Origin of the sequence: Janthinobacterium sp. 78 (assembly GCF_003096775.1) — a bacterium.
Lineage (GTDB): Bacteria > Pseudomonadota > Gammaproteobacteria > Burkholderiales > Burkholderiaceae_D > Janthinobacterium > Janthinobacterium tructae.
This window is the reverse complement of record NZ_QENT01000001.1, coordinates 6,108,576-6,129,365: the sequence shown is the minus strand read 5'-3', so window position 1 is coordinate 6,129,365 and position 20,790 is coordinate 6,108,576. Positions and strand designations below refer to the sequence as shown.

The window sequence follows — 20,790 nt, the reverse complement described above, 5'->3', positions numbered from 1 at the left end:
CGACGCTCAACACTGAACGCTGAATCAATATGAATCGCTATCCTGCCTGGAAATACATCATCATCGTCGTCGCCTTATTGCTGGGCGCACTCTATACGGCGCCCAATTATTTCGGTGAATCACCGGCGCTGCAAGTAACCAGCGGCAAGTCGACCGTCAAAGTGACGAGCGAGCTGATGACGCAAGTCGCGGAAATATTGACGAAAGAAAACGTCAAGTCGGAAGGTGTCACCATGGATGGCGCTGGCAACCTCGCCTCCGTGCGCGTGCGTTTCGCCGATCCCGATACCCAGTTCAAGGCGAAACTGGTGCTGGAAAAGGACCTGAATACGGATGCCAGCGACCCTGCGTACATCGTGACGGTCAACCTGCAAGCCAATACCCCATTGTGGATGCAAAAATTGCATGCCTTGCCCATGTTCCTGGGCCTGGACTTGCGCGGTGGCGTGCACTTCCTGATGCAGGTCGATGCGAAAGCCGTACTGAACAAGAAAGTCCAGGGCGTCCAGTCCGCCGCGCGTAGCGTGTTGCGCGACAAGAATATCCGTCACGCCGGCATCGAGCGCGTGGGTGACAGCGTGCAGATCAACTTCCGTGACGCCGATACGCGCCTGAAGGCCAAAAATGTGCTGTCCGACCAGATGACGGAACTGGCTTTCGCCGATGCGGGCGAAGGCAGCGATTTGAAACTGAACATCACCCTGAAACCGGCGGCCCTGAAGGCGACCATCGACGAAGGCGTGAAACAGAATATCTCCACCCTGTCCAAGCGCGTCAACGAGCTGGGCGTGGCCGAGCCGCTGATCCAGCAACAAGGTCCTGACCGTATCGTGGTGCAATTGCCTGGCGTACAGGACGTGGCCCGCGCGAAAGCCATCATCGGCCGCACGGCGACGCTGGAAGTGCGCCTGGTCGACGAAGGCATCGTGCCTGGCACGGAACTGTCGAGCGCCATTCCGTTCAACTCGGAATTGTTTACCGTTGGCAAGGGCGTGCCTGTCGTCCTGTCGAAAGACGTGATCCTGACGGGCGACTATATCTCCAGCGCGACGGCCAGCTTCGACCAGAATCAGCAAGCGGCCGTGTCGATCGACCTGAACGGCGACGGTGGCCGCAAGATGCGCGAAGCGACGCGTGAGCGCGTGGGCAAGCGCATGGCCATCGTGCTGTTTGAAAAGGGCAAGCCGGAAGTGCTGTCGGTGGCGACCATTCAGCAGGAACTCGGTTCGCGCTTCCAGATCACCGGCATGGGCGGCGCGGAAAACGCGAATGAACTGGCGCTGCTGCTGCGCTCGGGCGCCTTGTCCGCACCGATGACCGTCATCGAGGAACGCACGATCGGACCGCAACTGGGTGCGGAAAACATCGCCAAGGGCTTCCACTCGACCCTGTATGGCTTCATCGCCATCGCCATCTTCATGATCGCCTACTACATGCTGTTCGGCGCCTTCAGCGTGCTGGCCCTGGCCACCAACCTGCTGTTGCTGGTCGGCCTGCTGTCGATGATCCAGGTGACCCTGACACTGCCAGGTATCGCCGCGATCGCGCTGGCGCTGGGCATGGCGATTGACGCCAACGTGCTGATCAATGAACGTATCCGTGAAGAGTTACGTGCCGGCAGTACGCCACAAGCGGCGATCTCCGCCGGCTTCGACCGTGCATGGGCCACGATTCTCGACTCGAACGTGACCACCCTGATCGTCGGCCTGGCGTTGCTGGCCTTCGGCAGCGGTCCCGTGCGCGGCTTTGCCGTCGTGCATTGCCTGGGCATCCTGACGTCGATGTTCTCCTCCGTGTTCGTGTCGCGCGGCGTGGTCAACCTCTGGTATGGCCGCAAGAAAAAGCTGACGACCTTGTCGATCGGCACGGTGTGGGTGCCGGGCACGAGCAAATAAGCGGCGGCCCCGACTCACCCAATAGCGACAACAGCGATCGCGTCCGGTGGCACAACCGCCGGACGCACAGAATAGAACTCAGAGGATTTCATGGAATTTTTCCGGATCAAAAAAGATATTCCCTTCATGCGCCATGCGTTGATTTTCAACGTCATCTCGGCCGTGACCTTCCTTGCCGCCGTCTTCTTCCTGTTCCACAAGGGCTTGCACCTGTCCGTGGAATTCAAGGGCGGCACCGTGCTGGAGGTGAAGTACCCGAAAGCGGCCAACCTTGAAGGCATACGCGGCACCCTGATCGGCATGGGCTACGAAGAGCCTGGCGTGACCAGCTTCGATACGGCGCGCGACGTGATGATCCGCCTGCCGGTGGAAAAGGGCGTGACTGCCGCGAATACCTCGCAGCGCGTGTTCGAAACCCTGTGCAAGGTCGAGCAAGGCACGACCAAGGGCATCGATACCGTCACCGACAAGGGCGAGCACGTCATCAAGACCGCCTGTATGGACGCCGCCGGCAACGAAGCGCTGGTGCTGCAGAAAGTCGAATTCGTCGGCCCGCAAGTGGGCGACGAATTGACGCAGAACGGCTTGAACGCGTTGGTGATGGTGATCCTGGGCGTGATGATCTACCTGGCCATCCGCTTCGAATGGAAATACGCGGTCTCGGCGATTATCGCCAACTTGCATGACGTGGTGATCATCCTGGGCTTCTTTGCCTTCTTCCAGTGGGAATTCTCGCTGACGGTGCTGGCGGCGATCCTGGCGGTGCTCGGCTACTCGGTCAACGAATCGGTGGTGATCTTTGACCGTATCCGCGAAAACTTCCGCAAGCAGCGCAAGGCGACCGTGCATGAAGTGATCGACAGCGCGATCACCAGCACCATTTCGCGTACCATCATCACCCACGGTTCAACCCAGATGATGGTGCTGTCGATGCTGGTCTTCGGCGGCCAGACCCTGCACCACTTCGCACTGGCGCTGACCATCGGTATCTGCTTCGGTATTTACTCGTCCGTGTTCGTCGCGGCCTCGATCGCCATGTGGCTGGGCGTCAAGCGCGAAGACTTGATCAAGCCGGTCAAGGAAAAAGACGAGACCGACGGCGCCGTGGTGTAAGCGCAGTTTGTTGCATGACGAATTCAAGAACGATCACCCGCGCGGTGGTCGTTTTTTTTTGTAACGGATGACGATGAAGCGTTTGATAGTGATGGGCCTCATGGCGGGCATCGGCACGCTGGCCAGTGCCGCGGAATTGCGCCGCGTAGGCAGCGATACCATCGCCCTGCGCGGCGCCATCGCCGAGGGCGACGTGGATCAGTTGCGGCAACTGGCCACGCCAGCGACCACCGTGCTGCGCATCAATAGCGCAGGCGGCGACCCGCAGGCGGCCATGCTGCTGGGGCGCTACCTGCGCCAGCAGCAATGGCGCCTTGCCATCGACACCGTGTGTGCCGGCAGCTGCGCCCTGTACCTTTTCCCGGCCGCGCACCATACAAGCATTCCAGACACCGCCGTGCTGGCACTGCAGGACTCTGCCTTTCTGCGCGCGCAGGAAGGCCCGCAGCACATGCGCCGCAGCCTGCTCGAGGCGGGCGTACCGGCCGATGAGCTGGAGCGTGAAACTGCGGCGCTGGCCGTGCAACTGGCGCAGGTGGCGGCGCTGGAAGCGGCGTTTGCCGCGGAGCTGGGCATCGCCCCCGCCTTCTACCGCGATTTCCGGCAGGTGGCGGCGCAGGCCGATGGCGTGCGCCAGCGCTTTCCCGACCAGGAGGCGGCCGTTCACTGGTGGCCGGGGGCGGCACGGCTGCAGCGCTGCTACGGTATCGCTGGCGTGGACGAAGGCTCGCGCGCGGCGCGCCTGGCGCCCGACGGCTATCTGTACGTGCCGGCCCTGTCGGCCCTGGTGATGGGCGACCAGGCTTTGCAGGCTTGTCCATGAGCCGCAGCGGCCGTTTGTTCCTGCTGATGGACGCCATGCGCGCCAAGCGCGTGCCCGTCACGGCGGCCCAGCTGGCGCAGCAGCTGGGGGTATCGGAGCGCACGATTTACCGCGATATCCAGACCCTGGCCGAACTGGGCGCACCCCTGCAGGGTGAGGCCGGCATCGGCTATGTGCTGCGCCGCGGCGCCTTTCTGCCGCCACTGATGTTCGGACCCGATGAACTGGAAGCGCTGGTGCTGGGCGCGCGCTGGGTGCGCCGCCAGGGTGATGCGGGCCTGGCGCAGGCGGCCAGCAATGCCCTGGCGAAGATCGCCGCCGCCTCGCCGCGCGACCTGCGCGACAGCATGGCCGAGACCAGCTTGTGGGTGCCGCTGGGCCGTCCTGCCGATGGCACGCAGCCGGCCGACCGCTACGTGCAGCCGGTGCGCGAGGCCATCCGCTACGAACAGAAGCTCACGCTGGCCTATCAGGATGAGCACGGCAGCGCCACCTCGCGCACGGTGTGGCCGTTTGCCCTGGCCTTTTTTGAAGGCAAGCGCCTGCTGGCCGCCTGGTGCGAGCTGCGTGGCGATTACCGGCATTTCCGCATCGACCGTATCGCCGACGTGCAGCAGCATGAGGAGCGCTATCCCACGCGGCGCCATGTGCTGTTGGATACCTGGCGCAAGGCGCATGAGATTGATCCGGAATCGTGAGATGCGCTCCTGACAAAAACTGTCAGTGACTGGTTCTACGATAGTGGCTTCTTCACTCACCGGAGCCATCCACCATGCGCCTGTACCACCACCCCATGTCTTCGAATGCCCGCCGTGCCCTGATGACGGCGATCCACCTTGGCCTGCCTCTGGAACTGGCCGAAGTCGACCTGATGAATGCGGACGACCGCCGTCGCCTGGCCGAACTGAACCCGAACGGCAAGGTACCCGTGCTGGCCGATGGCGATTTCCTGCTGTGGGAATCGTGCGCCATCATGCAATACCTGGCCGAGCAGGTGCCGGGCCAGACGCTTTATCCGCAGGCGCCGCAAGCGCGCGCCGACGTCAACCGCTGGCTGTTCTGGGCGGCGCAGCACTTCGCGCCGGCCATCAGCGTGCTGGCCTGGGAACGCGCCTGGAAGGGCATGACGGGCAATGGTCCGGCGGACCCGCTGGAAGAGGCACGCGGCGAGCGTGATCTGCATGAGTGCGCCGTGGTGCTGGACGCGCATCTGGCGCAGCGCAGCTGGATCCACGGAGACGATGTGACCCTGGCCGATTTCGCCGTGGCCGCGCCGCTGATGTACAGCGAGGCCGTGCGGCTGCCGCTGGCGCAGTACCAGCATATCGAGGCGTGGTTTGCCCGCGTGCGGCAACTGCGCGCCTGGCAGGAAACGGATGTGCAGCTGTTGCCGGGATAATCTGCCCGCTAAGTGTGCCAGCGCACGGAGCCGGTGCGGCGCACCACATAAGATAGGGCTGTCTCTTTCAGGACATCCCTAGCTTTGGACTTTACCCGCTTTCGAGCGGGTTTTTTTTTGTTCGGAGCTTGATAACTGGATCATCGCTGCACAGATGCGGCGTCTCCCACTGCAAGCAGGTACGCCATGTTCATGCCACGCCATCCGAAGCCACTCTTGAGTACCCGGGCGGTCGCCACGCAAGTCGCCCAGCAGAAGCAGGGAACGCAGGCCATGGACAAGCATGTGCTGATCGTCGACGTGCCGAAGCCGGCGCCAGGCGTGCCGATCATGCCGCCGGTGCCGGTAAAACAGGATTAATGCACGAGCACCTTCAGCAGCGACTGCACTTCATCGTCCGATTCTTCCATGATGCTCGACAGGGTCGCATCGCCGATCACGCAATCGATGCTGCCGGCGGCGCGGGCTGCCCGCACGGCGATGGCGGCCGGACTTTCGTTGAGGGGCGACGATACGGGCGCCAGGTCATTCGCCAGCAGCAAGGTGTCGCCCAGCGATTCGGGCGGGATGGCGCGCAAGCCTTCCCACAGCGCAGCGATGGCGCCCATCACCGCTTCCGGCACCTTCAGTTTGGTCAATACGCCATGGCCGATGGCTTGTTCGCCATGTTCGACCCAGTCCGCCGGTTCGCCGTCGAGGATGCCGGGGAATTCGGCTGCGCGTGACAGCAGATAAAAGCCGCCCACTTCATGCATGATGCCGGCAAACAGGGCCGTATCGGGGTCCACCCTGGTGACGCGGCGAGCCAGTACCTGCGACAGGGCCGCCACGTGGGCCGTATGTTCCCACAGCTGCTTGGCCTTCGCCTGCAGCACGGGATCGGTAATGGTGCTGCCCAGCTGGCGCACGATCAGCGACGCTACCACCGACTGCAGGGTACGCACGCCGAGCCGTTGCACGGCATTGCGCACGCTGGTGATTTCGTTGCCGGAACGGTTGAACGCCACCGAATTGGCGATGGCCACCGTGCGCGCGGCCAGCAGCGGGTCGGCTTGCACCAGCTTGGCAGCGGCCTCGATATGGCAGTCGGGATCGGCCAACGCCTCTTGCAGCTTGAGCGAAGCGTTCACATTGGCAGGAAAGGTCAGCTCGCCACGAGCGGCTTGTGCGGCGATGCTTTTAAAGGCGTCGAGTCTGTTCATTGAAAAAATTATACTCGCAATATTTCCGTACGGAACTTTTTAAGCGTGATCTTTTCGCAAACAAGCGAGTAAAAGGCAAGTAAACCCCCGTAAACGGAAAAAGGGCAGGCCACTGGATCAGCGGCATGCCCTTTTTGGATTATGCGAGCGCTATCAGTCAGATTCGCTGAAGATTGCGTCGCAGCCTTCAACGAGCTCGTCGCTGTCTTCCAGCTCATCCGTCAAGCCCAGGTCGAAGAGTTCCTCGACGGCATTCATGAAGCTGTTGTGCTTGGTGGCGCCGATCAGGCGGTAGATTTCGCCGTCTTCGTTGCGCACGCCGATGATCAGTTTTTCCTGGCGTACCAGTTCCGGCGTGCTGGCGTTGAGCAGCAGGTTGCCGATGATGTGTTTATCGAAATGAGCGGGCTTTTTGCCGTCGAGCAGTGTGGTTTTCAACTTGGTTTCCTTTGTCTTGTTTGAATGTCTGTGCTTGGTGAATGATCAACTGTGGCCGTTGGCGATGGCGTGTTTCAGGCTTGCCAGGGTGGTTTCCAAGCGCATGAAATCGTCTTCGGTATAGCCGTCAAACAAGCGCTGTCCCTGCTTTGTCAGCTTGGGGAACACGTCATGGAACACCTGTTCACCCTCGCAGCTCAAGCGCACGAAGTAGGAGCGCTTGTCTTTGTTGCAACGTTCGCGTACCACCAGCCCCTTTTGCTCCAGCCGGTCCACCACGCCCGTCAAGGTACCCTTGGTAATCAGGGTTTTCTGCCCCAGCTCCTTGTAGGACATGCCGCAGGTGTTGCCGAGCGTGGCAATGATGTCGAATTGCGCATGCGTCAAGCCGTACTGGCGCACGAAGTCGCCTGAAAACCGCTCGAAGCCTTGCATGCATTCGGCCAGCAGCCGGATACTTTTTAAATATCGTTCACCCATGGGGTGTGATTATATCCTTCCATCCCGCTTTTTTCCGCCGGGGCAGCGGCGTTATTGCATCAAGGGTTCGATGGGGCGGAAGTCCGGTATCATGTGGGCAACTCAGCCCTTGCCCCTGGTCCGTCCCGCCGATGTCTTTCGCTAATCTTTCCCGTATCGGCCTCGACAAACCGCTGCGTCTGCTGTTGGTCCATGCCGGCGATGCCGAGTCGATTACCTGGGCGGGCCTGGTGCAGCCGCTGCGCCTGTGCGCGCGGGCACTGGGGCCGGACGCGCTGCAACTGGACGTGCGCACGCCCGAGCAAGTGGCCGCGCAGGGCGGCAACTGGCATATCGCGCTGCTGGTGGCCGATGAAACGGAGGCGCCGCTGCGCGCCGAGCTGTGCCGGGCCGTGATCGAGCGCTGCCGTTCGGCGCCATTCTGGGGTGGCGTGGGCGCGGCCGTGCTGTGGCTGGCCGACGCGGGCGTCATGGATGGCGTGCGCATCGCCTTGCCCTGGGCCCTGTACGCCGATGCGGAAGCGAAGGCCGAACGCGCCATCCTGACGCCGCACCTGTTCGACATCGACGGCCCGCACATTACCTGCTGCGGCGGCGCGGCCAGCATCGACTTTTCGCTGACCCTGATCGAGACCATCTTTGGCGCCGACGTGCAGGCGCTCGTCAAGGAAGCGTTGTGCGTGGACAAGGTGCGCGGCAAGGAAGAACGCCAGCGCGTGGCCTTGCAGGCGCGTTTCGGCGTGCTGCAGCCGAAATTGTCCGAAGCGGTCACCTTGATGGAAGCCAATATCGAGGAGCCGCTGTCGACCGATGACATCGCCAGCCTGGTGGGCCTGTCGCGCCGCCAGCTGGAGCGGCTGTTCAAGCAATACCTGGGCAGCTTGCCGTCGCGCTACTACCTGGAGCTGCGCCTGCAGCGCTCGCGGCAACTATTGCTCGATACACATTATTCCATCGTGCAAGTAGGCCTGATGTGCGGCTTTTCCTCCGGTTCGCACTTTTCCACGGCGTTTGGCACCCTGTTTGGCAATACCCCGCGCGAAGAGCGGCAAAGAAAGCTCATGCCACCAGCTTAGTCAGCGGCAAGGCAGCTGTGATGAATTGTGAAAATCCTTGTCGCAGATTCAAAAGAGTTTTAGCATCCCGCTTTTTATAATGCAGTACACACGTAGCTGTCGTAGCTGCGGAGTACCTAACATATTGATGGGGAAATGCTATGAATGCCAAGCTTGATTCGACCGTAACGGCTCGTCCAGTCACCCGGGATACCTTTGACCAGGTCCTCGTTCCTACCTACGCCCCTGCAGCCATGGTTCCCGTGCGCGGTTCCGGACTGGATCTGTGGGATCAGACCGGCAAGCATTACCTCGATTTCACCTCCGGCATCGCCGTCAACAGCCTGGGCCACTGCCATCCTGTGCTGGTCGACGTGCTGACCAAGCAAATCAATAATTTGTGGCATTTGGGCAACGGCTACACCAACGAACCGGTGCTGCGCCTGGCGCTGGCCCTGACGGAAGCGACTTTCGCCGACCGCGCTTTCTTCTGCAACTCGGGCGCGGAAGCCAACGAAGCGGCCCTGAAACTGGCGCGCAAGTACGCGCACACCAAATTCGGCGCGCACAAGTCGCGCATCATCTCGTGCTTGAGCTCCTTCCACGGCCGCACTTTGTTTACCGTCTCCGTCGGCGGCCAGGCCAAGTACACGGAAGGCTTCGAGCCGCTGCCACCGTCGATCGACCACATCGCCTACAACGACATCGAAGCGGCGCGCGCCGCCATCGGCGATGACGTGTGCGCCGTGATCGTCGAGCCGGTACAAGGCGAAGGCGGCGTGGTGCCGGGCAATCCTGAATTCCTCAAAGAGCTGCGCGCCCTGTGCGACAAGACGGGTGCTTTGCTGATTTTCGACGAAGTCCAGAGCGGCATGGGCCGCACTGGCGCGTTGTTCGCCTACATGGGCTATGGCGTCACGCCGGACATCCTGACGGCCGCCAAGGCGCTGGGCAACGGCTACCCGATCGGCGCCATGCTGACCACGAATGAACTGGCGCAAACCCTGTCCGTCGGTACCCACGGCACCACCTACGGCGGCAACCCGCTGGCCGCTACTGTGGCCTTGAGCGTACTGGAAACGATCAACACGCCAGCGTTCCTGGCGCGTGTGAAGGAAGCGAGCGTCAGCACCATCGCCATGCTGCAAGGCTTGATCACGGATTACCCGCAAGTGTTCTCCATCGTGCGCGGCAGCGGTTTGCTGCTGGGCCTGGTAGTCAGCGATGCCTGGAAGGGCCGCGCGAAAGACATCCAGAAGGCGGCCGAAGCGCAAGGCTTGATGGTGCTGATCGCCGGCATGGACGTGGTGCGCCTGGCGCCGGCCCTGATCGTCTCGGACGAGCAGATTGCCGAAGCGGGCCGTCTGCTGCGCGTCGCCATCGACGGCATGCTGAAAGCCTGAGGCTAGCCTCGCTCCCTGTTTGATCACCGGCCCGCCGCTTTGCTGCGGGCCGGCTTGGTTCTACCCGGGTATTCAGCCCAAGTATCGTCAGCATTGAAGGAGTACCCATGTATGTTGTCCGTCCGGTAGAAATTGCGGATATCGCCGCCCTCGAAGCGCTGGCTGCGGTAACCATGCCGGGTGTCCATACCCTGCCGAAGACGCGCGAAAAAATCGCCGCCTCCGTCGAGCGCTCCATCGCCTCGTTTGCCGCCCATGTCGACATCCCCAGCGAAGAGTCGTATCTCTTCGTGCTTGAATCCCTGCCCGACAAGAGTATCTTTGGTACCGCCGCCATCTTCGCCTCGGCCGGCTCGAACGGCACCTATTTTTCCTTTCGCAACGACGTCATCCAGCAAGTCTCGCGCGACCTGAACATCAGTCATAGCGTGCATGCGCTGACCCTGTGTTCGGAGCTGACGGCGTATTCGCAGCTGTCCGGCTTTTACGTACGCAACATGGAGCAGGCGGGCCTGGAAGCGGCCCTGCTGTCGCGCGCGCGGCTGCTGTTTGCCGTACTGGCGCCGCACCGTTTCGGCGACCGCTTCTTCGTGCCGCTGGCCGGCATCACGGACGCCAACGGCCAGTCGCCGTTCTGGGATGCGCTGGGCCGCAAGTTCTTCCAGATGGATTTCCTTGATGCCGAAAAAGTCATCGGCGGCGCGCGCAACCGCACCCTGATCGTCGAACTGATGCCGCACTACCCCGTGTACGTGCCGCTGCTGCCAGGCGACGCGCAGGCGGCCATGGGCCAGATCCACCCGAGTGGCGAACTGGCGTTCAATTTGCTGACGGAAGAAGGCTTTGAAGCCGACGACTACATCGACATTTTCGATGGCGGCCCGATCCTGCAAGCGCACAAGCATGCGCTGCGCTCGTTTACGGGCTCGCTCACGCGCCGCGTCGTCGCTGGCGTCACGCCCAGCCGCACGGGCCTGAAAGTGCATTACGCGGTCGCTTCGGGCGCGGAGCGCAACTTCCGCGCCGTCACCTTTACCTGCGATGCGCTCGAAGCGCAGGACACCGTCGGCTTGCCGCCCGAGCTGCTCGAAGCGCTGGCCGTGGCCGAAGGCGACAGCGTCATTTGCGTGCGCATTTAACCGAGAGAACATTATGCTAGTAGTACGCGCCATCAACGCTTCTGACCTGGACGCCCTGTACGGCTTGGCCAGCCAGGTCGGCACCGGCATGACCACCCTCAAGCCGGACATGAAAATGCTGGGCGACCGCCTGGCCATTGCCTGCGCCTCGTTCGCCGAAACCATCGCGCCCGAAAAGCGCGACTACATGTTCGTCATGGAGGATACCGATACGGGCCGCCTGGCCGGCGTGTGCGCCATCAAGGGCGCCGTGGGCCTGGAAGAGCCGTTCTATAACTACCGCATCGGCACCCTGGTCCATTCCAGCCGCGAGCTCGACGTGTTTACGCGCATGGAAACCCTGTACCTGTCGAACGACCTGACGGGCAGCACGGAACTGTGCTCGCTGTTTTTGCACCCCGATTACCGCAGCGGCAACAACGGCAAGCTGCTGTCGAAAAGCCGCTTCCTGTTCATCGCCCAGTTCCCGCACCTGTTCACGGAAAAGCTGATCGCCGAAATGCGCGGCTACCAGGCGCCGGACGGCAGCTCGCCGTTCTATGAAGGCCTGGGCCGTCACTTCTTCAAGATGGATTTCCACCACGTCGACGACTTGACGAGCCTGGGCAAGAAATCCTTCATCGCCGAACTGATGCCGCGCCAGCCCATGTACGTGGCCTACCTGCCCGACGAGGCGCAGGAAGTCATCGGCAAGGTGCATCTGAGCACGGCGCCCGCGCGCCGCCTGCTGGAACAGGAAGGCTTGCACTTCGAAGGCTATGTCGACATTTTCGACGCCGGTCCCGTGCTGCAGGCGCGCGTGTCCGAGTTGCGCGCCATGCGCGACAGCATGCCGGCCGTGTTGGACGCCGAGGTTGTCCCCGATGCCTGCGGCGATGCGGCGCAAGCCGAGCCCTATCTGGTGTCGAACACCGACCTGAAAGATTTCCGCATGATCGTCACCAGCGCCAATCCGCACAGCGGCAAGATGGCGCTGAACGACGATGAATTGCACCTGCTGCGTTGCCACAACGGCGACACCGTGCGCACCTTGTCACTCAACCCGAGGAAGCATCCCCATGTCTAATGTGAATACCATGCAATCGAACTTCATCAACGGCGCCTGGCTGCCAGGCACGGGCCGTGAACTGCTGACCATCGACCCATCGAACGGCAAGCAAACCTGGGCCAGCCTGGAAGCGACGCCAACGCAGGTCGAAGAGGCTTGCCAGGCCGCGCGCGCCGCCTTTGACGCGTGGGCCGATACGCCCGTCGAAGAACGCATCGCCATCTGCGTGCGCTTTCGCGACCTGCTCAAGGAGCATGCGGAAGCGCTGGCGCTGCTGATCTCGGAAGAAGTGGGTAAACCGTTGTGGGAGTCGCGCACGGAAGTGGCCACCATGGCCAACAAGATCGATATCTCGGTGCAGTCCTACCACGCGCGCACGGGCATCACGCAAAGCAAGATCGCCGATGGCGACGCCGTGCTGCGCCACCGTCCGCATGGCGTGTTCGGCGTCTTTGGCCCGTACAATTTCCCCGGTCACCTGCCGAATGGCCACATCGTGCCAGCCCTGATCGCCGGTAACACCATCGTTTTCAAGCCCAGCGAATATGCGCCGCGCACGGCCATCAAAACCGTGCAGCTGTGGCAGCAGGCCGGCTTGCCGAATGGCGTCGTCAACCTCGTCAACGGCGGACGCGACACGGGCGTGGCCCTGGGCGCGAATGCGCACCTCGACGGCGTGCTGTTTACGGGTTCGTGCCAGACGGGCATCAGCCTGCACCGCCAGTTCGGCGGCCAGCCGGGCAAGATGCTGGCGCTGGAAATGGGTGGCAACAATGCCTTGGTCGTATGGGATGTGCAGGATGTCGACGCCGCCGTGCACCACGCGATCTTCTCCGCTTTTGTGTCGGCCGGCCAGCGCTGCACCTGCGCGCGCCGTCTGGTAGTGCAAGATAACGCCGCCGGCGCAGCGTTTGTGGCGCGTCTGGTGGAAGTGGCGGCGAAACTGGGCATCGGCGCGTCCGACGCGCAGCCGCAGCCTTTCATGGGCCCAGTCGTGTCGGCTGCCGTGGCCGCGCGCCTGGTGCAGGCGCAGGCGGACATGGTCGCCAGGGGCGGTACCACTCTGCTGCAGATGCGCCAGTTGAACCCCGCAGCGGGTTTTGTGACGGCCGGCATCGTCGACGTTACCAACGCTGTCGGCATCCCCGACGAAGAGTGGTTCGGTCCACTGCTGCAAGTGATCCGCGTGGCCGATTTCAACGCAGCCCTGAAGGTTGCCAACGCCACCGAATTCGGCCTGGCCGCCGCGCTCCTGTCCGACGATGCGGCGCTGTGGCAGCTGTTTCAAACGCGCGCGCGCGCCGGCATCATCAACTGGAACCGCCCGACCACGGGCGCGGCCAGCACGGCGCCGTTCGGCGGCATCGGCAAGTCGGGCAACCACCGTCCGAGCGCCTATTACGCGGCCGATTACTGCGCCTACCCGGTCGCCTCGATCGAAAACAGCGCGCTGGAAATGCCGGCCAAGCTGTCGCCCGGCCTGAATTTTTAAGGAATCCTCATGCACAGCACGCGCGAATACAATTTTGACGGCCTGGTCGGGCCATCGCATAACTATGCCGGCCTGTCGTTCGGCAATGTGGCCTCGTTCAGCAATGTGAAAAGCGCTTCGAATCCGAAGCAGGCCGCCTTGCAGGGTCTGGCCAAGATGCGTGCCCTGGCCGCGCGCGGCTTTGCGCAAGCCTTGCTGCCGCCGCAGGACCGCCCCAATTTCCGCCTGCTGCGCAGTATCGGTTTCACGGGCACGGACGCCGAGGTGCTGGCGCGCGCCTGCAAGGAATCCCCTGTGATTCTGGCCTGCGCCTATTCGGCCTCGCCCATGTGGACGGCGAACGCCGCCACGGTCAGCCCGTCGGCCGACACGCAGGATGGCCGCGTGCATTTTACGGCCGCCAATCTGAACAACAAGCTGCACCGCGCCTTCGAGCACGCGCAGTCGGCACGCAGCTTGCGCGCCATCTTCAGTGACGAAAAACACTTTGCCGTGCACGACGCGCTGCCATCGACGCCCGCCTTTGGCGACGAGGGCGCGGCCAACCACACGCGTTTGGGCGCCAGCCACGGCGCGCCATCGGTGGAGTTGTTCGTGTATGGCCGGGTGGAGTTCGATCCTTCCGCGCCGTCGCCGAAGCGCTATCCGGCGCGCCAGACCCTGGAAGCGTCGCAAGCCGTGGCGCGCCTGCATGGCCTCGATGCAAAACGCACCGTGTACGTGCAGCAGAATCCCGAGGTGATCGACCAGGGCGTGTTCCATAACGACGTCATCGCCGTCGGCAATGGCAATGTGCTGTTCTATCACGAGCAGGCGTTTACCGATGAAGAGGCGAGCCTGTCGCAGCTGCACCGCGCCGTCGCCGCCACCGGTGCGCAACTGGATGCTCTGCGCGTGGACACGGGCCAGGTGCCGATCCAGGATGCGGTGACCAGCTATCTGTTCAACAGCCAGTTGCTGACGAAAGAAGGCGGCAAGATGGCGCTGGTGATACCGCAAGAGTGCCAGGAAAACCGCGCTGTGTCGCGCTACCTGGAAGGCCTGGTGGCCAGCGGTGGACCCATCGATGAACTGATTCATTTCGACCTGCGCCAGAGCATGCGCAACGGCGGCGGGCCCGCCTGCCTGCGTTTGCGCGTGGCCCTGACGGAAACCGAAGCGCGCGCCATGCACCAGGGCGTGATCATGACGGAAACGCTGTACCATCGGCTGGTGCAGTGGGTGGAAAAACACTACCGCGACCACCTGGAGCCGGGCGACCTGGCTGACCCGCAGCTGGCGCTGGAAGTGCATGCGGCGCTTGAAGAATTGACGATCATCCTCAACTTACCTGGATTGTACGACTTGTAGGCGATAGAAAAAACACAGAAAAAATCCGAGACAGACTATCCGCAACACAGACAGAATTGGACGGGCGACCCCCGTCTCTTGACACCGCTGCCGCCCAGCCACAAGCCCGAACGACAGCGTTGGACATTCACATTACCGTAATGGAGATGCAAGATGAATCACACGCCACAAGATTTGCGCACACAAACGCTGGAGCTGATTAACGCGGCCGGCAATGCGAACAAGGCGGCAGCGCCTGTCGTACAACTGGTGCAGGCATGGCTCGACTCGCTCGACGCCGAAGACCTGGCCGATATCGCGCCCGACAGCCTGGCGCCCGTGCTGGTCGACGGTTTTACGCAAGCGGCCAAGCGTACCGGCAGCGGCTGCCAAATCGCCACCCTGCGTTATGCGGATGGCCGTGGCGGCATGGCGAGCGCCTTGCTGATCCTGAACGAAGACATGCCTTACCTGGTCGACTCCATCGTCATGGCCATGCGCCGCCAGCACCTGGCCGTGCGTGGCGTGATGAACACCGTGCTGCCCGTGCGCCGCGCCGCTGACGGCAGCGTCGAAGCGGTGCGCCAGCCGGGCGACCCGCTCGAATCGTATGTGCTGGTGCTGCTCGACGAAGAGCTGGCGCCGGAAGCCCTGGCTGCGCTGGTCGCCGCCCTGGAGATGGTCGCGCGTGACGCCGCCATCGTGCGTCGCGATGCTGCCGCCATGGGCGAGCGCCTGGCCTCCGTCGCCGTGGCTGCAGCGCAGCATGGCGAAGAAGGCGCGGAAGTCGCCGCTTTCCTGGAATGGGCCCGCAGCGGCGGCTTTGAAGTGTTCGGCTATGCGTATTACCGCGTCAAGCCGGGCGTGCGCGAACTCGAACGCGACATCCCGAGCCGCGTCGGCGTGCTGCAGGATACGGCCCACCCCGTCTACAGCACCTGCCTGGCGAATATTCCCGGCGACTTCGACACCCTGGCCAAGCGCGACTCGGCGCTGTCCATCGTCAAGGCCGACGTGGCAGGCACTTTGCACCGCGACCAGCAGCTCGATTTCATCGGCGTGCGCGACATGGATGCGCAAGGCGCGATCCTGGGCGAGCATTGCTTTGTCGGCCTGTTCACCCGCGCCGGCAATTCCACCCCGTTGGCGGCGCTGCCGTTTGCGCGCGGCCGCGTGGCCAAGGTACTGAGCCTGGCCGGCGTGCGCCAGCAAGGCTTCCGCGCCGAGAAATTCCGCGAAATCCTTGAGTCCTTGCCGCGCACCGAAGCGCTGGAAGCGGACCTCGACTGGCTGGCGCAAGTATGCGGCGCCGTCGTCTCGCTGTACAAGCAGCCGCGCACCAAGGTCTTTGCGCGCCGCGACGTGTATGCGCGCCACCTGAACGTGCTGGTCTACCTGCCGCGCGAGCGCTACAGCGCCAGCGTGGCATCGAGCCTGGCAAAAGCCCTGCAAGCCAGTTCCGGCGCCACGCACGTGAGCACGCAAACCCTGGTAGCCGACGGTCCCCTGGCGCGCGTCTACCTGATCGCCCACGCCGCCCGTTACCCGCTGGACCTGGAAACGGACATCGAACAGCCGCTGCTGGGCGTGCTCGATGGCTGGCATAACGGCTTTGCCGCCGTGGCCGACGCCGTGCCCGACGTGGCCCTGCGTACCAGCCTGCGCAAACTCTGCGCCACCTTGCCGCTCGATTACGTCGCCGCTACCGCGCCGGCCGTCGCCTTCCGCGACCTCGACACCATCCTGCGCAACACCGATCCATCGCACGTAGCCGTGCGCATCGAGACGGGTGCCGTCACCACCATCCGCCTGCATTCGGCCAACAAGGTGCCGCCGCTGTCGGCCATCCTGCCGGCCCTGCATAACGCTGGCGTGGCCATCGACCGCGAGCAGGCCTTTTCGATTTCGCCACCGGACGGCACGCGCTATTTCGTCACCAGCCTGACGGTCGATGCCGCCAGCGCGGCGAAATTGGCACAGCCATCCGTCGTCGCCGTGGCGCAGGAACTGTTTGCCGCCCTGTTCAACGATGAAGCTGAAGATGGCCGCCTGAATGGCCTGGTCATCGAAGGCGGCCTGTCGACGCGCGAAGTGCAGCTGGTGCGCGCCTACACCAGCTACTGGCGCCAGACGGGCAGCCGCTTCTCGGTGCGCTACATTGCCGAAAGCCTGCGCAAGCAGCCGGCCCATGTGAAAGCCCTGGTCGACGCCTTCCTGCAGCGCTTCGATCCCGCGCTGTCCGACGCGCAGCACGCGGCCGCCCTGGAGGCGATCGCCACCATCAAGGCCGGCCTGCCATCGGTGAATCACGCCGATACCGAGGAAATTCTCGGCGCGCTGGCCGACCTGATGGCCGCCACCCTGCGCACCAGCTATTTCCAGAACAATCAACAAGGCGACAAGATCATCTTCAAGTTCGATACCAGCAGCCTGGCGCTGGTGCCGGAACCGCGTCCTTACCGCGAGATTTTTGTCTTCTCGCGCCGCTTTGAAGGCGTGCACCTGCGCGGCGGCCCTGTCGCCCGCGGCGGCTTGCGCTGGTCCGACCGCATGGAAGACTACCGCACCGAAGTGCTGGGCCTGGTGAAGGCCCAGATGGTGAAAAATGCCGTCATCGTGCCGGCCGGCGCAAAGGGCGGTTTTGTCTGCAAGATGATGCCGAAGGACGCCGTGCGCGAAACCATCGCGGCCGAAGGCGAAGCCGTGTATCGCCTGTTCATTTCCAGCCTGCTGGAAGTGACGGACAACCGTTCGCTGGGCAATATCGTGCCGCCAGTCGATACCGTCTGCTTCGATGAAGCCGATCCTTACCTGGTGGTCGCCGCCGACAAGGGCACGGCCACGTTCTCGGACATCGCCAACGGCATCGCCGTGCAGCGCGGTTTCTGGCTCGGCGACGCGTTCGCCTCGGGCGGCTCGAACGGTTATGACCACAAGAAGCTGGGCATCACGGCCAAGGGCGCATTCGAAGCCGTGAAGCGCCACTTCTATGAAATGGACCACGACTTGAACACCACGCCGATCACCATGGTCGGCGTGGGCGACATGTCGGGCGACGTGTTCGGTAACGGCGTATTGCTGTCGCGCCAGCTGAAACTGGTGGCCGCATTCGACCACCGCCACATCTTCCTCGACCCGACACCGGACGTCGCCGTCTCGTTCGACGAACGCGCGCGCCTGTTCGCCTTGCCGCGCTCTTCGTGGGACGACTACAACAAGGAATTGATCTCGGCTGGCGGCGGCGTGTATCCGCGTTCCGCGCGCACCATCGAGCTGTCGCCGCAAATCCGCGCCGCGCTCGATATCGCGGAAACCTCGCTGGCGCCGGAAGAACTGATGCACCGCATCCTGAAGTCGCCGGTGGATCTGTTCTACAACGGCGGCATCGGCACCTATATCAAGGCATCGACCGAGACGCACGCCCAGGTGAAGGACCGCGCCAACGACCATATCCGCGTCAGCGGCAATGAGCTGCGCGTGAAAGTGGTGGCCGAAGGCGGCAACCTGGGTGCGACGCAGGCAGGCCGCATCGAGTTCGCGCTGACGGGTGGGCGCATCTTCACCGATGCGATCGACAATTCGGCCGGCGTGGATTGCTCGGACCATGAAGTGAACGTGAAAATCTGGCTGGACGTGGAAGTCAATGCGGGCAAGCTGACGGAAGCGGAACGCAATCGCGAGCTGTATGCGATGACGGACGACGTCGAGCGCCTGGTCTTGCGCGACAACACGCAGCAGACGCATTTGCTGGTGCGCGAGTTGCAGGCGCAAAGCGAAAGCGCGGTGCAGGATGGCTATGCCGCGCTGATCGCCAGCCTGGAAGAAGAGGGTGCCCTGTCGCGCGAGCTGGAGCAACTGCCTTCGGTGGCCGAACTGGCGCGCCGCAAGCTGGATAACCGTGGCCTGACCACGCCGGAACTGGCGGTGGTGATCGCCAACGTGAAGAACCGCTTCAAGCGCATCTTGTCCGCGCTGCCGTTGACGGATGAAACCTGGGCCGAACCGGTCTTGAAACCGTACTTCCCGTCGCTGCTGGTGGAAACCCGTTCGGCGCTCGACCACCCGCTGGCCAACGCTATCCTGGCGACCGTGCTGGCCAATGAAGTGATCAACCGCTGCGGCCCGCTGATGATCCGCAACCTGGCGGCAGAACATGGCGTGGACGAGTCGGCCGTGATCCTGGCCTGGGGCCAGGCCTGGGTGGCGCTGAATCTGGCGCCCGTCTTCGACGCGCTCGATGCGGATGCCTTGACGATTCCGCGTGCCGTGTCGATCAAGGTCGACGCGCAAACGCGCGTGCTGCAGCAGACCATGATCGCGGGCGTCTTGTCCGTGCCGGCCGAGCAATTGCGTGGCGCCGGCCTGGCCGAACTGACGCGTTTGTTTGGTGCGGAATCGAAGCGCGAACTGCTGCAAGCCGTTGGCATCAAGTCCGAAGCGGCGCTGGTGCCGGGTTTGACGCCGGCCTTCGTGCAAGCGTGGGATGCGGTCGACGCGCTGGAAGTCGTCGCCGGCTTCCTGTTCCCGGCCCTGTCCGTGCCGCGTCCTGCGGCGATGGACCTGGCGGCCTTCCTGCAAGTGGGCCTGGCCCTGCGCAGCCAGGCGGGCATCGATACGCTGGAGCGTGGCCTGAAGCTGGCCGCGCAAGGCAAATCGCAGGAACAGTTGCGCAACTACGCGCAGCAAGCGCTGCGCCGCACGCAACAGCGTCTGCTGACGCAGGTGCTGGCGCGTGCCGGGCAAGGCAATGCGGGCCAGGCCGTCGATGCGGTGACGGGCGCGCTGGGCTTGTCGGCGTATGTGGCGGCGACGGAACTGGAGCAAGCCATGCTGGACGTGTGGACGCTCTCCGAGGCTGTGAATAAAGTGACAGTGGAAGCGGCGGTGTAATGACGCAAGCAGTACGACAAGTTGGACCGGGCGCTGGCGGCTTGCCGCCAGCCGTGCAGGCGCTGGCGCAGGCCGATTTCAGCGGCGTGGCGCAGTTGTTTGCCAACGCCGGTTTCACGGTGGCCTTGCCGGCGCCGGGCATGCTGCAAGTCGTCAAGCCGCAAGCCGATGCGGGGCGCGCCAGCGTGGCCGTCTCGGTGGGCGTGCATGGCGATGAGACGGGGCCGATCGAAGTGCTGGCGCATCTGCTCGACGCGCTGTCGCGCGATGCGTCGAAGCTGGCCGTCGACCTGCTCGTTTGCGTGGGCAATGTCGATGCGATCCGGGCCGGCAAGCGTTTCATCGACGCCGACCTGAATCGCATGTTCCGCCCCGTGCGGGGGAGTTTGGCGCAAGCGGCGGAAAGCGCGCGCGCCGATGAAATGATCGCTGCGACAACAGCGTTCTTTGCAGCGGCCGGTCCCGTGCGCTGGCACCTGGATTTGCACACGGCCATCCGGCCTTCCGTGTACCCCACGTTTGCCATCGTGCCGGACCTGGTGGCCGACGACGCCAAGGCGCAGCTGATAGCCTGGCTGGGCCAGGCGGCCATCGGCGCCATCATCATGAACCCGCAGTCGGCCGGCACGTATAGTTATTATTCGGCCGAGCATTGCGGTGCGGCCGCCAGCACGGTGGAGCTGGGCCGCGTGGGCACCCTGGGGCAGAACGATTTATCGCTGTTCGACGACGTGTCGCGGGCGCTCGATGGCTTGCTGCGCGGGCTGCCTGCGCAGCCCGTCAAGGCGCAACCGCACGTGTTCAAGGTGGCGCAGGAAATCATCAAGCACAGCGATGAATTCCGCATGGCGTTTGACCGCAGCACGCAAAACTTTACGTCGCTGCCGCAGCACGCCGTGATCGCCAGCGATGGCGACCATGTCTACACGGTGCGGCACGCGGAAGAGCTGGTGGTGTTCCCCAACCCGGACGTGCGCGTGGGCTTGCGCGCGGGCTTGATGGTGGTGCGCGTGGCCTGATCGTCCAGCCTTCACACAGCATTTGGCGCCAGCCGGGGAAGCCCGTTTGGCGCCATTTTTTTGCC

At 63.4% G+C, this 20,790-nt stretch carries 17 protein-coding genes; 14 read left to right on the top strand and 3 right to left on the bottom strand.

Annotation, left to right across the window (positions count from 1 at the left end; all coding sequences use genetic code 11):
- Nucleotides 1-29: 29 nt before the first annotated feature.
- From secD to C8C92_RS27630, 6 genes are all read left to right on the top strand, one after another.
- Nucleotides 30-1,895: a protein translocase subunit SecD gene (gene secD, locus C8C92_RS26960; RefSeq protein WP_099761859.1), complete on the top strand. Its 1,866-nt coding sequence runs from the start codon at nucleotides 30-32 to the stop codon at nucleotides 1,893-1,895.
- A 90-nt stretch (nucleotides 1,896-1,985) separates the two neighbouring features.
- On the top strand, nucleotides 1,986-3,008 hold the full coding sequence (gene secF / locus C8C92_RS26955) for a protein translocase subunit SecF (protein WP_099761860.1): 1,023 nt from the start codon (nucleotides 1,986-1,988) through the stop codon (nucleotides 3,006-3,008).
- A 73-nt stretch (nucleotides 3,009-3,081) separates the two neighbouring features.
- Complete coding sequence (locus C8C92_RS26950; RefSeq protein WP_133250841.1) at nucleotides 3,082-3,831, top strand: hypothetical protein; 750 nt, start codon at nucleotides 3,082-3,084, stop codon at nucleotides 3,829-3,831.
- Nucleotides 3,828-4,529 carry a YafY family protein gene (locus C8C92_RS26945; RefSeq protein ID WP_165829559.1) on the top strand — a complete coding sequence of 234 codons (702 nt, stop codon included), beginning with the start codon at nucleotides 3,828-3,830 and terminating at the stop codon, nucleotides 4,527-4,529. The genes C8C92_RS26950 and C8C92_RS26945 overlap by 4 nt, the downstream gene beginning before the upstream one ends.
- 74 nt (nucleotides 4,530-4,603) lie before the next feature.
- Nucleotides 4,604-5,230, top strand: coding sequence for a glutathione S-transferase family protein (locus C8C92_RS26940; RefSeq protein ID WP_116745775.1), 627 nt, complete (start codon nucleotides 4,604-4,606; stop codon nucleotides 5,228-5,230).
- A gap of 186 nt (nucleotides 5,231-5,416) precedes the next feature.
- Nucleotides 5,417-5,590, top strand: a complete 174-nt coding sequence (locus C8C92_RS27630; protein ID WP_165829558.1) for a hypothetical protein — start codon at nucleotides 5,417-5,419, stop codon at nucleotides 5,588-5,590.
- Here C8C92_RS27630 and C8C92_RS26935 read toward each other — a convergent pair.
- The 3 genes from C8C92_RS26935 to C8C92_RS26925 all read right to left on the bottom strand — a co-directional run bounded on the left by C8C92_RS26935 (nucleotide 5,587) and on the right by C8C92_RS26925 (nucleotide 7,350).
- Complete coding sequence (locus C8C92_RS26935) at nucleotides 5,587-6,432, bottom strand: HDOD domain-containing protein (protein ID WP_116745774.1); 846 nt, start codon at nucleotides 6,430-6,432, stop codon at nucleotides 5,587-5,589. The genes C8C92_RS27630 and C8C92_RS26935 overlap by 4 nt on opposite strands.
- Before the next feature lie 153 nt (nucleotides 6,433-6,585).
- Complete coding sequence (locus C8C92_RS26930; protein ID WP_071075179.1) at nucleotides 6,586-6,870, bottom strand: hypothetical protein; 285 nt, start codon at nucleotides 6,868-6,870, stop codon at nucleotides 6,586-6,588.
- A 45-nt stretch (nucleotides 6,871-6,915) separates the two neighbouring features.
- Entirely contained in the window at nucleotides 6,916-7,350 is a 435-nt protein-coding gene (locus tag C8C92_RS26925; protein ID WP_165829557.1) for a MarR family transcriptional regulator, read from the bottom strand.
- Nucleotides 7,351-7,481: 131 nt separating this feature from the next.
- Here C8C92_RS26925 and C8C92_RS26920 point away from each other — a divergent pair, with 131 nt between their 5' ends.
- From C8C92_RS26920 to C8C92_RS26885, 8 genes are all read left to right on the top strand, one after another.
- Nucleotides 7,482-8,426 carry a helix-turn-helix domain-containing protein gene (locus tag C8C92_RS26920; RefSeq protein WP_099761864.1) on the top strand — a complete coding sequence of 315 codons (945 nt, stop codon included), beginning with the start codon at nucleotides 7,482-7,484 and terminating at the stop codon, nucleotides 8,424-8,426.
- A 140-nt stretch (nucleotides 8,427-8,566) separates the two neighbouring features.
- A complete protein-coding gene (gene astC, locus C8C92_RS26915) occupies nucleotides 8,567-9,808 on the top strand; it encodes an acetylornithine/succinylornithine family transaminase (RefSeq protein ID WP_071075182.1) in 1,242 nt (413 codons plus the stop codon).
- Nucleotides 9,809-9,915: 107 nt separating this feature from the next.
- On the top strand, nucleotides 9,916-10,947 hold the full coding sequence (locus C8C92_RS26910) for an arginine N-succinyltransferase (RefSeq protein ID WP_116745773.1): 1,032 nt from the start codon (nucleotides 9,916-9,918) through the stop codon (nucleotides 10,945-10,947).
- A 13-nt stretch (nucleotides 10,948-10,960) separates the two neighbouring features.
- A complete protein-coding gene (gene astA, locus C8C92_RS26905) occupies nucleotides 10,961-12,013 on the top strand; it encodes an arginine N-succinyltransferase (protein WP_116745772.1) in 1,053 nt (350 codons plus the stop codon).
- Nucleotides 12,006-13,487: a succinylglutamate-semialdehyde dehydrogenase gene (gene astD / locus C8C92_RS26900; RefSeq protein WP_116745771.1), complete on the top strand. Its 1,482-nt coding sequence runs from the start codon at nucleotides 12,006-12,008 to the stop codon at nucleotides 13,485-13,487. Before astA ends, astD begins: the two co-directional genes overlap by 8 nt.
- A gap of 9 nt (nucleotides 13,488-13,496) precedes the next feature.
- The gene (gene astB / locus C8C92_RS26895; RefSeq protein ID WP_207781054.1) at nucleotides 13,497-14,837 is read left to right on the top strand and encodes an N-succinylarginine dihydrolase; all 1,341 of its coding nucleotides are present in this window, start codon (nucleotides 13,497-13,499) and stop codon (nucleotides 14,835-14,837) included.
- A 153-nt stretch (nucleotides 14,838-14,990) separates the two neighbouring features.
- Nucleotides 14,991-19,706 (top strand): NAD-glutamate dehydrogenase domain-containing protein, encoded by a 4,716-nt coding sequence (locus C8C92_RS26890; RefSeq protein WP_116745769.1) that lies wholly within the window; start codon nucleotides 14,991-14,993, stop codon nucleotides 19,704-19,706.
- Entirely contained in the window at nucleotides 19,706-20,725 is a 1,020-nt protein-coding gene (locus tag C8C92_RS26885) for a succinylglutamate desuccinylase (RefSeq protein ID WP_116745768.1), read from the top strand. The genes C8C92_RS26890 and C8C92_RS26885 overlap by 1 nt, the downstream gene beginning before the upstream one ends.
- The last annotated feature ends 65 nt before the right edge of the window (nucleotides 20,726-20,790 follow it).

Excerpts from the sequence above, each read along its gene's own strand:
- C8C92_RS26920 (WP_099761864.1), top strand. The coding sequence starts at position 7,482 with ATGTCTTTCGCTAATCTTTCCCGTATCGGCCTCGACAAACCGCTGCGT.
- C8C92_RS27630 (WP_165829558.1), top strand. The coding sequence starts at position 5,417 with ATGTTCATGCCACGCCATCCGAAGCCACTCTTGAGTACCCGGGCGGTC.
- C8C92_RS26945 (WP_165829559.1), top strand. The coding sequence starts at position 3,828 with ATGAGCCGCAGCGGCCGTTTGTTCCTGCTGATGGACGCCATGCGCGCC.
- astA (WP_116745772.1), top strand. The coding sequence starts at position 10,961 with ATGCTAGTAGTACGCGCCATCAACGCTTCTGACCTGGACGCCCTGTAC.
- C8C92_RS26935 (WP_116745774.1), bottom strand. The coding sequence starts at position 6,432 with ATGAACAGACTCGACGCCTTTAAAAGCATCGCCGCACAAGCCGCTCGT.
- astD (WP_116745771.1), top strand. The coding sequence starts at position 12,006 with ATGTCTAATGTGAATACCATGCAATCGAACTTCATCAACGGCGCCTGG.
- C8C92_RS26885 (WP_116745768.1), top strand. The coding sequence starts at position 19,706 with ATGACGCAAGCAGTACGACAAGTTGGACCGGGCGCTGGCGGCTTGCCG.
- C8C92_RS26950 (WP_133250841.1), top strand. The coding sequence starts at position 3,082 with ATGAAGCGTTTGATAGTGATGGGCCTCATGGCGGGCATCGGCACGCTG.
- astC (WP_071075182.1), top strand. The coding sequence starts at position 8,567 with ATGAATGCCAAGCTTGATTCGACCGTAACGGCTCGTCCAGTCACCCGG.
- C8C92_RS26910 (WP_116745773.1), top strand. The coding sequence starts at position 9,916 with ATGTATGTTGTCCGTCCGGTAGAAATTGCGGATATCGCCGCCCTCGAA.
- astB (WP_207781054.1), top strand. The coding sequence starts at position 13,497 with ATGCACAGCACGCGCGAATACAATTTTGACGGCCTGGTCGGGCCATCG.
- C8C92_RS26890 (WP_116745769.1), top strand. The coding sequence starts at position 14,991 with ATGAATCACACGCCACAAGATTTGCGCACACAAACGCTGGAGCTGATT.
- secF (WP_099761860.1), top strand. The coding sequence starts at position 1,986 with ATGGAATTTTTCCGGATCAAAAAAGATATTCCCTTCATGCGCCATGCG.
- C8C92_RS26940 (WP_116745775.1), top strand. The coding sequence starts at position 4,604 with ATGCGCCTGTACCACCACCCCATGTCTTCGAATGCCCGCCGTGCCCTG.
- C8C92_RS26925 (WP_165829557.1), bottom strand. The coding sequence starts at position 7,350 with ATGGGTGAACGATATTTAAAAAGTATCCGGCTGCTGGCCGAATGCATG.
- secD (WP_099761859.1), top strand. The coding sequence starts at position 30 with ATGAATCGCTATCCTGCCTGGAAATACATCATCATCGTCGTCGCCTTA.